This is a genomic window from Streptomyces sp. NPDC093586 (genome assembly GCF_044764905.1).
Classification (GTDB): domain Bacteria; phylum Actinomycetota; class Actinomycetes; order Streptomycetales; family Streptomycetaceae; genus Streptomyces.
In genome coordinates this window covers 195626-205090 of the sequence record NZ_JBIWJA010000010.1, presented here as the reverse complement: position 1 = coordinate 205090, position 9465 = coordinate 195626, and the positions used below count along the sequence as shown (strand labels likewise).

Annotated in this window: 8 protein-coding genes and 1 riboswitch; of the genes, 2 read left to right on the top strand and 6 right to left on the bottom strand. The window is 71.5% G+C overall.

Features of this window, described 5'->3' with window-relative positions; translation table 11 throughout:
- Positions 1-285 precede the first annotated feature (285 nt).
- The 5 genes from ACIRFH_RS14100 to thrC form a co-directional block, all read right to left on the bottom strand.
- Complete coding sequence (locus tag ACIRFH_RS14100) at positions 286-1416, bottom strand: NADH:flavin oxidoreductase (protein ID WP_403520152.1); 1131 nt, start codon at positions 1414-1416, stop codon at positions 286-288.
- A 246-nt stretch (positions 1417-1662) separates the two neighbouring features.
- A complete protein-coding gene (gene groL, locus ACIRFH_RS14095; RefSeq protein ID WP_403520150.1) occupies positions 1663-3285 on the bottom strand; it encodes a chaperonin GroEL in 1623 nt (540 codons plus the stop codon).
- Between the two features lie 326 nt (positions 3286-3611).
- Positions 3612-3815 carry a cold-shock protein gene (locus tag ACIRFH_RS14090; protein WP_004929928.1) on the bottom strand — a complete coding sequence of 68 codons (204 nt, stop codon included), beginning with the start codon at positions 3813-3815 and terminating at the stop codon, positions 3612-3614.
- Between the two features lie 440 nt (positions 3816-4255).
- On the bottom strand, positions 4256-4531 hold the full coding sequence (locus ACIRFH_RS14085) for a MoaD/ThiS family protein (RefSeq protein ID WP_403520148.1): 276 nt from the start codon (positions 4529-4531) through the stop codon (positions 4256-4258).
- Positions 4528-5832: a threonine synthase gene (gene thrC / locus ACIRFH_RS14080; protein WP_403520146.1), complete on the bottom strand. Its 1305-nt coding sequence runs from the start codon at positions 5830-5832 to the stop codon at positions 4528-4530. The genes ACIRFH_RS14085 and thrC overlap by 4 nt, the downstream gene beginning before the upstream one ends.
- A gap of 18 nt (positions 5833-5850) precedes the next feature.
- Positions 5851-6006: riboswitch (SAM riboswitch) on the bottom strand.
- A 139-nt stretch (positions 6007-6145) separates the two neighbouring features.
- Here thrC and ACIRFH_RS14075 point away from each other — a divergent pair.
- Positions 6146-7114 carry a glucosyl-3-phosphoglycerate synthase gene (locus ACIRFH_RS14075; protein ID WP_403520144.1) on the top strand — a complete coding sequence of 323 codons (969 nt, stop codon included), beginning with the start codon at positions 6146-6148 and terminating at the stop codon, positions 7112-7114.
- A gap of 83 nt (positions 7115-7197) precedes the next feature.
- On the opposite strand, the gene ACIRFH_RS14070 is transcribed toward ACIRFH_RS14075, so the two are convergent.
- The gene (locus ACIRFH_RS14070) at positions 7198-7881 is read right to left on the bottom strand and encodes a hypothetical protein (protein WP_403520142.1); all 684 of its coding nucleotides are present in this window, start codon (positions 7879-7881) and stop codon (positions 7198-7200) included.
- Between the two features lie 142 nt (positions 7882-8023).
- On the opposite strand from ACIRFH_RS14070, the gene ACIRFH_RS14065 reads away from it, so the two are divergent.
- Positions 8024-9427, top strand: a complete 1404-nt coding sequence (locus ACIRFH_RS14065; RefSeq protein ID WP_403520140.1) for a trehalose-6-phosphate synthase — start codon at positions 8024-8026, stop codon at positions 9425-9427.
- Positions 9428-9465: the final 38 nt, after the last annotated feature.

Below are 9465 nucleotides of genomic sequence, written 5' to 3'. Positions count from 1 at the left end.
CTCGGACGCGGCAACGGCGCGGCGCGGGGCCCCCCCCCCCCGGGGCCCCCCCCCGCCCCCCCCGGGGGCGGGGGGGGGGGGGGCCCGGGCCCCCCCGCCCCCCCCCCCCCCCCCCCCCCCCCGGGGGGGGGGGGGGGGCCCGGACTCCACGGGCTCTTCGGCCTGCCGGGTCACGGGGTTCGTCATCGATCACTTCCTGACTGGTCGCCGCCGACCGTGCGTGCGGCAGTAGTCGGTGATCCCACGGACCCTATGCCGTGGTGCGCGCCGGGAGCCGGCCGGGGTTCAGCTCAGGGTCTTCAGCGCCGCCGCGTCGAACGGCGCCAGCTCGTCGAAGCGGCCGTCCAGGACCTTGCGGGCCCAGTGCGGGTCCTGGAGCAGGGCGCGGCCGACGGCGACGAGGTCGAACTCGTCGCGCTCCATGCGGTCCAGGAGGTCGTCGAGGCTGCCGACGCCGGCGCCCTCGCCCGCGAACGCCTTGCCGAACTCGCCGTCGAGTCCGACCGAGCCGACCGTGATGGCGGTCTTCCCGGTCAGCTTCCTGGTCCAGCCGGCGAGGTTGAGGTCGGAGCCCTCGAACTCGGGACGCCAGTAGCGGCGGGTGGAGGCGTGGAAGGCGTCGACGCCGGCCGAGGCGAGCGGGGTGAGGATCGCCTCCAGCTCCTCGGGGGTCTCGGCGAGGCGGGCGTCGTAGGCGTCCTGCTTCCACTGGGAGTACCGGAAGATCACGGGGAACCCGGCCGAGACCCTCTCCCGTACGGCGGTCACGATCTCCGCGGCGAACCGGGTGCGGGCCACGGGGTCGCCGCCGTAGGCGTCGGTGCGGCGGTTGGTGCCGGCCCACAGGAACTGGTCGACGAGGTAGCCGTGGGCGCCGTGGATCTCCACGCCGTCGAAACCGATGCGCTCGGCGGCGGCAGCGGCCTCGGCGAAGGCGCCGATGACGTCGTCCAGGTCGCGCTGCGTCATCGCCTTGCCGGTGGCCTCGTCCTCGCCGATGCGCAGACCGGAGGGGCCGATGGCGGGGGCGTCGGGGAAGGGGGGCTCGCCCTGCCTGCGCACCGTGCCGATGTGCCACAGCTGCGGCACGACGGTGCCGCCCGCCGCGTGCACGGCGTCGGCCACCTTCGCCCAGCCGGCCAGCTGCTCCTCCCCGTGGAAGCGCGGCACGCGGTCGCTCTGCCCGGCGGAGTCGTGGCCGACGTACGTCCCCTCGGTGACGATCAGGCCGACACCGGCGGCGGCACGTCGCGCGTAGTACGCGACCACGTCGTCGCCGGGGACGCCGCCCGGGGAGAACATGCGGGTCATCGGCGCCATCGCGATGCGGTTCGGCACGGTCAGGCCGTTGATGACGGCGGGGCGGGCGAGGATCCGCGCGGCGCGCGAGGCGGCTTCGGAGGCGGTGACGGTCATGGGGGGGCTCCTCGGGAGGTACCGGTCAGTATGTGCACACGCATGCGTGCCTGCCCCGTGCAACCGGCCCGCCGGCCACCACCATTCCGGCCGCACGCCATCCGTGACCCGGCTCATACGGTCCGGCACCCCCGCGCCCCGCGCCCCCGCGGGCCTCGAACGCGCCCGAGGGCGGCACCCCCGGCCTGTGGCCAGGAGTGCCGCCCTCGGTACGTGAAGGACGGTCGATCAACCGGAACCGGTCGATCAGAAGTCCATGTCACCGCCCGGCATGCCGCCCGGAGCGGCCGCGGCGGCCTTCTCCGGCTTGTCGGCGATGACGGCCTCGGTGGTGAGGAACAGCGCGGCGATGGAGGCGGCGTTCTGCAGCGCGGAACGGGTCACCTTCGCCGGGTCGATGATGCCCTCGGCGATCATGTCGACGTACTCGCCGGTCGCGGCGTTCAGGCCGTGGCCGACCTGGAGGTTGCGGACCTTCTCCACGACGACGCCGCCCTCGAGACCACCGTTGACGGCGATCTGCTTCAGCGGGGCCTCCAGGGCGAGCTTCACGGCGTTGGCGCCGGTCGCCTCGTCACCCTCGAGCTCCAGCTTCTCGAAGACCTGGGAGGCCTGCAGCAGGGCCACGCCACCACCGGCGACGATGCCCTCCTCGACGGCCGCCTTCGCGTTGCGGACGGCGTCCTCGATGCGGTGCTTGCGCTCCTTGAGCTCGACCTCGGTGGCGGCACCGGCCTTGATGACGGCCACGCCGCCGGCCAGCTTCGCCAGACGCTCCTGGAGCTTCTCGCGGTCGTAGTCCGAGTCGCTGTTCTCGATCTCGGCGCGGATCTGGTTGACCCGGCCCTGGACCTGCTCGGCGGAGCCGGCGCCGTCCACGATCGTGGTCTCGTCCTTGGTGATGACGACCTTGCGCGCCTTGCCCAGGAGGTCGAGCGTGGCGTTCTCCAGCTTGAGGCCGACCTCCTCGGAGATGACCTCGCCGCCCGTGAGGATGGCGATGTCGCCGAGCATGGCCTTGCGGCGGTCGCCGAAGCCCGGGGCCTTGACGGCGACGGACTTGAAGGTGCCGCGGATCTTGTTGACGACCAGGGTCGACAGGGCCTCGCCCTCGACGTCCTCGGCGATGATCAGCAGCGGCTTGCCCGACTGCATGACCTTCTCCAGGAGCGGGAGCAGGTCCTTGACGTTGGAGATCTTGGAGTTCGCGATCAGGATGTACGGGTCGTCGAGGACGGCCTCCATACGCTCCATGTCGGTGGCGAAGTACGCCGAGATGTAGCCCTTGTCGAAGCGCATACCCTCGGTGAGCTCCAGCTCCAGACCGAAGGTCTGGGACTCCTCGACGGTGATGACGCCTTCCTTGCCGACCTTGTCCATGGCCTCGGCGATGAGCTCGCCGATCTGGGTGTCGGCGGCGGAGATGGAGGCCGTGGAGGCGATCTGCTCCTTGGTCTCGACGTCCTTGGCCTGCTCGAGCAGGGCGGCGGAGACGGCCTCGACGGCCTTCTCGATACCGCGCTTCAGGGCCATCGGGTTGGCACCGGCGGCCACGTTGCGCAGACCCTCGCGCACCAGGGCCTGGGCGAGGACGGTCGCGGTGGTCGTACCGTCACCGGCGACGTCGTCCGTCTTCTTGGCGACTTCCTTGACCAGCTCGGCGCCGATCTTCTCGTACGGGTCCTCGAGCTCGATCTCCTTGGCGATGGAGACACCGTCGTTGGTGATCGTGGGCGCGCCCCACTTCTTCTCGAGGACGACGTTGCGGCCCTTGGGGCCGAGCGTCACCTTGACGGCGTCCGCGAGCTGGTTCATGCCGCGCTCGAGGCCGCGCCGCGCCTCCTCGTCGAACGCGATGATCTTGGCCATGTGAAGTGGTCCCTCCAGGACTGGGGGTGATTCCTTCGGACCGCGCCCGCGCCCGCGACGGACGGCTCGCCGGCCTCGTGGGTTCCTTTCCCACCCGGCCCGCGGGCCTCACCGACCCGGTCCTTCGTTGTCACTCTCACCATCAGAGTGCTAACGCCAATGATTAGCACTCGGCACCATCGAGTGCAAGCGCCCGTCGGGGATCGAGCGGGTGCTCAGCCCCCGGCGAACACCGGCGGGCGCCCGGATCCGGGCAGGCCGAAGGGCCCGCACCCCAGGGGTGCGGGCCCTTCGGAGAAGACCGTCGGCCAGCGTGGCCGCACGTCTCAGGCGCTGAGGCGGACCATGTCGGCCTGCGGGCCCTTCTGACCCTGCGAGATCTCGAACTCGACCCGCTGGCCTTCTTCGAGGGTGCGGTAGCCGTCCATCTGAATCGCGCTGTAGTGGACGAAAACATCCGCACCACCGTCGACCGCGATGAAGCCGTACCCCTTCTCCGCGTTGAACCACTTGACGGTGCCCTGAGCCATGCCTAACTCCCCTATTACTGGCCCTTGCACAGACCCGCACTTCGCGGATCCGGGTCAGACCTCGCCCCCCGATGGGTGGGGGCGTGCGCCGGAACGCGTCGACCGCGGCTGAATGTATCTGCACAACTGCCGTCTGCAACAGGTCAATCGGACGAGAAATCCGGACGCAGCCGGTCCGGAATATGGCGAGAATTCACCTGATTCCGGGTCAAGTCGGGCTGCACAAAGTGAACAAAAGCCGCGAAATGTGCCCACACTTTGGCTACATCTTGTCGGGCCTGCGGCAGGAATTCCGGGCGCCGGCCGGGGAGGCCGGGAGCGCGTTCCCCAACTCTACCGCGCTCAACCACATGGAATTACCCCCTCCACATCTCTCGCGGAGGGGGCAATTCCAGGAACTCTGCGTGTCACCGATCGCCGAAGGCGATCGAAGCGGCGGGTCAGCCGCCGGCGACCGCCGGGATGATGGACACGCCGGCGCCGTCCGGCGTCGCCGTCTGCAGGCCCTGCTCGAAGCGGACGTCGTCGTCGTTGACGTAGACGTTGACGAAGCGGCGCAGCTTGCCCTGGTCGTCCAGGACGCGGGCGGCGATGCCGGTGTGGTTCTTCTCCAGGTCGGAGATGACCTCGGCGAGGGTGGCGCCCTCGGCGGCGACCTCGGCCTTCCCGCCGGTGTAGGTGCGCAGGATGGTGGGGATGCGAACGGTCACGCTCATGATGCGAGGCCAGCCTCTCGGAAGGAGTCCAGGGTGGGGCGGATCGTCGCGGTCAGGCCGGTGCCGGCCACCGCGTCGAGGGTCTTGAGGCCGTCACCGGTGTTGAGGACGACCGTGGTGAGCGTCGGGTCCAGGACGCCGTTCTCGATCAGCTTCCTGGTGACGCCGACCGTCACACCGCCGGCGGTCTCCGCGAAGATGCCCTCCGTGCGGGCGAGCAGCTTGATCGCGTCGACGACCTGCTCGTCGGTCACGTCCTCCACCGCGCCGCCGGTGCGGCGGGCGATGTCCAGGACGTAGGGACCGTCGGCCGGGTTGCCGATCGCCAGGGACTTGGCGATGGTGTTCGGCTTCTGGGGGCGCACGACGTCGTGCCCCGCCTTGTAGGCGGTGGACACCGGCGAGCAGCCCTCGGCCTGCGCGCCGAAGATCTTGTACGGCCTGTCCTCGACCAGACCGAGCTCGATCAGCTCCCGCAGGCCCTTGTCGATCTTCGTGAGCTGGGAGCCGGACGCGATCGGGACGACGATCTGGTCGGGCAGCCGCCAGCCGAGCTGCTCGCAGATCTCGTACGCGAGGGTCTTGGAACCCTCGGCGTAGTACGGCCGCAGGTTGACGTTGACGAAGCCCCAGCCCTCGCCGGCCGGGTCGCCGATCAGCTCGGAGCAGAAGCGGTTCACGTCGTCGTAGTTGCCCTCGATGCCGACGAGTTCACCGCCGTAGACGGCGGCCATGACGACCTTGCCCTGCTCCAGGTCGTGCGGGATGAACACGCAGGAGCGGAAGCCGGCCCGGGCGGCGGCGGCGCCGACGGCCCCGGCGAGGTTGCCGGTGGAGGAGCAGGACAGGGTGGTGAAGCCGAAGGCGCGGGCGGCCTCCAGGGCCTGGGCGACGACGCGGTCCTTGAAGGAGTGCGTCGGGTTGCCGGAGTCGTCCTTGACGTACAGGCCGCCGGTGACGCCGAGTTCGCGGGCGAGGTTGTCGGCCTTGACGAGCTTGGTCCAGCCGGGGTTGATGTTCGGCTTGGTCGCCACGTCCGCGGGGACGGGCAGCAGGGGGGCGTAACGCCAGATGTTCGCGGGGCCCGCTTCGATCCGCTTCCGCAGTTCCTCGGCGTCGTGGCCCGAGAAGTCGTAGGCGATCTCCAGCGGGCCGAAACACTCCTCGCAGGCGAAGACCGGGCCGAGGGGCACGCGGTGGCCGCATTCGCGGCAGGAGAGCGCCGCGGCGGGGCCCAGGTCCACGGGGGAGGCGGGGGAAGCGGTGGTGTCGGTGCTGCTTGCGACAGTCTGCACAGCCATGTGAGGCGAGGCCCTTTCTCCTCATCTTCCTCACGACGCATCTCGCCGTGAGACGGATTTGGCACCTTCCCTAGCCGGGAGCCTCGCGCCGCGATCGACGGCGATCCGCGAGAACCGACTGGAGGGTTGCCGGGGCTTCATCGGGCCGTGTCCCTCTGCCCCTCTGGATGAGCGGTATGTGGTTGTTTTTCGCGTCACGCGGCGACCCCGGCATGCACCGGCCGGCCGCGTTGTTCAAGACTGTAACCGAAGGCCACGACAGTTGAGACAGTCGTCCGAACCGCGAGATGGATCACGAAGGAGCCCACCGACCGTGCTGGAAGAAGTCGAGCGCTGGCTTGGCACACGCTCCTGGTCCGTGGCAGACCGCACGCTTTCCCAGATCATGGCCGCCAAGCGCGCCACGGGCCAGTCGGTCAGCGTGGTGCTGCCCGCGCTCGACGAGGAGGCGACCGTCGGCGACATCGTCGCGGTGATCCGCCGCGAGCTGATGCACCGGGTCCCGCTCGTCGACGAACTCGTGGTCGTGGACTCCGGGTCGGCCGACCGCACGTCGGCGGTGGCCGCGGCGGCGGGGGCGCGCGTCGTGCACCGCGACGAGATACTCCCGCGCATCCCGGCCGTGCCCGGCAAGGGCGAGGTGCTGTGGCGCTCGCTGCTGGTCACCGGCGGGGACATCGTCTGCTTCGTCGACGCCGATCTGCGCGAGTTCTCCGCCGACTTCGTCTCCGGCATCGTGGGCCCGCTGCTCACGGACCCGGAGGTCCACCTCGTCAAGGCGATGTACGACCGCCCGCTCGCGCAGCCCGACGGACACACCACCGAAGCGGCGGCCGGCCAGGGCGGGCGGGTCACGGAACTCATGGCCCGGCCGCTGCTCAACATGCACTGGCCGCTGCTGGCCGGCTTCGTCCAGCCGCTCGGCGGCGAGTACGCGGCCCGCCGCTCGCTCCTCGAACAGCTCCCCTTCCCCGTCGGCTACGGGGTGGAGCTGGGCATGCTGGTCGACGCCCTGCACCTGGTGGGCCTGGACGCCCTCGCGCAGGTCGACGTCGGCGTCCGCAGGCACCGGCACCAGGACGGGCAGGCCCTGGGCCGCATGTCCGCCGCGATCTACCGCACCGCCCAGCTCCGGCTGGCCCGCGGCCATCTGGTCCGGCCGTCCCTGACCCAGTTCGAGCGGGGCAGGGACGGTTTCGAGCCGCGCACCTACCCGGTGGACACCGAGGAGCGGCCGCCGATGGCGCAGATCGCGGAGTACGCGGCCCGGAGGGTGGCGTGAGCCCTCCGGGGCCGCTCCGGAACCGCTCCGGAACCGCTCCGGAACCGCTCCGGAACCGCTCCGGGGGGCCGGGTCCGCCCGCGTCAGCCGGTGACGCCGTCCGACCAGCGCCAGCGGCCGGCGGAGTCCTCCTCGCAGGTCAGGTACTCGCCGCCGCGGCCGTGGGTGCTCAGTCCGCGGTGCTTCTCGGCGCAGAACTGGCCGTCGGCGTAGCAGTTGCCCGCCGGGCTGGTGAGCTCGCAGGCGCCGGTGCCCGTGCCGCCGCCTCCGCCGGAACCGCCCGTGTCCCGGGTCTTCCCCGGTTCGGGGGTCGGGGTGGGCTCCGGGGTGTGCAGCAGGCGTCCGGCGCAGTCGCGGCCGTCGCGGGCGACGGTGAACGTCACGGTGCCCGTCCCGCCGCTCTGCTCGCAGACCTTCTCGCCCGTGCCCCAGGAGGAAGCGGTCCGTCCGGTGCCCTGGAGCCGGACGGCGTGGTCGAGGCCGGCCTCCTTCGCCGCGAGGACGGCCGCCCCGACGCCGCGGCCGGTGAAGTCCGGCAGCGTGGCGGTGGTCGGGGTGGGGGTGGGCGTGGGGATCGGGCTCCGGGTCGGCGTGGGGGACGCCTCGGGTGCGGGACCGCCGCTGCTCGGTGTGGCGGTGGCCGCCGCCGGCCGCTCGTCCGCCTTCGTGTCCGCGGTCGGGCCGCCGCAGCCGGCCAGTGCCAGCGCGGAGGCCGCGACCAGTGCCGCGGTGCCGGCGAATCGGCTCATGTGCATGCGTATGGGCATGGGCGCCCACCCCCCGTTGATTGAAATGTGAACGCACATCATCAGATGTTCACATCACTCGCACACGTCACGTGACCACATCGTCGCCCGAGTGACGCGCGGGCACGTTTGAGGTTTTCGGGGCCGGGCTAGGTTGAGGCGTATGGCTTCAACCTTCGGTGCTGCTCAGGTGCTGGTCGCCTCCAATCGGGGGCCCGTCTCGTACGAGGTGCGGGAGGACGGTTCGCTGCACGCCAGACGGGGCGGCGGCGGGCTGGTCTCCGGACTGTCGGCCATCGGGCCGGACGCGGGCGCGTTGTGGGTCTGCTCCGCGCTGGGCGACGGCGACCGCGAGGCGGTGCGGCGCGGGGTCGGCGAGGACGGCGTGCGGATGCTGGACGTGCCGGCCGACGTGCACGCGGACGCGTACAACGGGATCGCCAACTCGGTGCTGTGGTTCGTGCACCACATGCTGTACCAGACGCCCCTGGAGCCCGTCTTCGACGCGGAGTTCCGGCGGCAGTGGGCGTCCTACGAGGCGTTCAACCGGGCCTTCGCCGAGGCGCTGGCCGAGGAGGCCGCCGAGGGCGCGGTCGCGATCGTGCAGGACTACCACCTGACGCTGGTGCCGGGGATGCTGCGCGAGCTGCGGCCCGACCTCAGGATCGGTCACTTCTCGCACACGCCGTGGGCGCCGGTGGACTACTTCCGGATGCTGCCGGACGACATCGCCGGGCAGGTGCTGCGCGGAATGCTGGGCGCCGACCGGCTCGGGTTCCTCACCCGGCGGTGGGCCGACGCGTTCACCGCCTGCTGCGACGCGCTGGTGGGCGGCCTCGGCGGCACGGAGATCGGTGTGCACGGACTCGGGGCGGACGGGGACTTCCTGCGGAAGCGGTCGCACGAGGCCGACGTCGACGAACGGATGGCGGCGCTGCGCGAGGAGATCGGCACGGCGCCGGACGGCGGTGCGCGCCGGACCATCGTGCGGGTGGACCGGACCGAGCTGTCCAAGAACATCGTGCGGGGCCTGCTGGCGTACCGGCGGCTGCTCGCCGACCGGCCCCAGTGGCGGGAGCGGGTCGTGCACGTCGCGTTCGCCTACCCGTCGCGGCAGGACCTCGCCGTGTACCGGGACTACACGGCCGAGGTGCAGCGGGTCGCCGAGGAGATCAACGCGGAGTTCGGGACGGACGGGTGGACGCCGGTCGTGCTGAACCTGAAGGACGACTTCGCGCGGTCGCTGGCGGCGTACCGGCTGGCGGACGTGGCGCTGGTCAACCCCATCCGGGACGGGATGAACCTCGTGGCGAAGGAGGTGCCGCTCGTCTCGGACGGGGGGTGCGTGCTGGTGCTGTCGCGGGAGGCGGGGGCGTACGAGGAGCTGGGCGGCGACGCCGTCGTGGTGAACCCGTACGACGTCGCCGGCACCGCGGAGGCGCTGCACGAGGCGCTGTCCGTCCCGCCCGGGGAGCGGGCGGAGCGGTCGAAGCGGCTGGCCGCGGCGGGGACGGCGCTGCCTCCGGCCCGGTGGTTCCTGGATCAGCTGGAGGCGTTGCGGGGCTGAGCCGCGTCGGCCGCCTACTGCTGCGGCGCGGGGCAGGT

Bases quoted from the DNA above. Each gene is read 5' to 3' on its own strand.
- ACIRFH_RS14070 (WP_403520142.1), bottom strand. From the start codon at position 7,881: ATGCCCATACGCATGCACATGAGCCGATTCGCCGGCACCGCGGCACTG.
- groL (WP_403520150.1), bottom strand. From the start codon at position 3,285: ATGGCCAAGATCATCGCGTTCGACGAGGAGGCGCGGCGCGGCCTCGAG.
- ACIRFH_RS14085 (WP_403520148.1), bottom strand. From the start codon at position 4,531: ATGAGCGTGACCGTTCGCATCCCCACCATCCTGCGCACCTACACCGGC.
- thrC (WP_403520146.1), bottom strand. From the start codon at position 5,832: ATGGCTGTGCAGACTGTCGCAAGCAGCACCGACACCACCGCTTCCCCC.
- ACIRFH_RS14090 (WP_004929928.1), bottom strand. From the start codon at position 3,815: ATGGCTCAGGGCACCGTCAAGTGGTTCAACGCGGAGAAGGGGTACGGC.
- ACIRFH_RS14065 (WP_403520140.1), top strand. From the start codon at position 8,024: ATGGCTTCAACCTTCGGTGCTGCTCAGGTGCTGGTCGCCTCCAATCGG.
- ACIRFH_RS14100 (WP_403520152.1), bottom strand. From the start codon at position 1,416: ATGACCGTCACCGCCTCCGAAGCCGCCTCGCGCGCCGCGCGGATCCTC.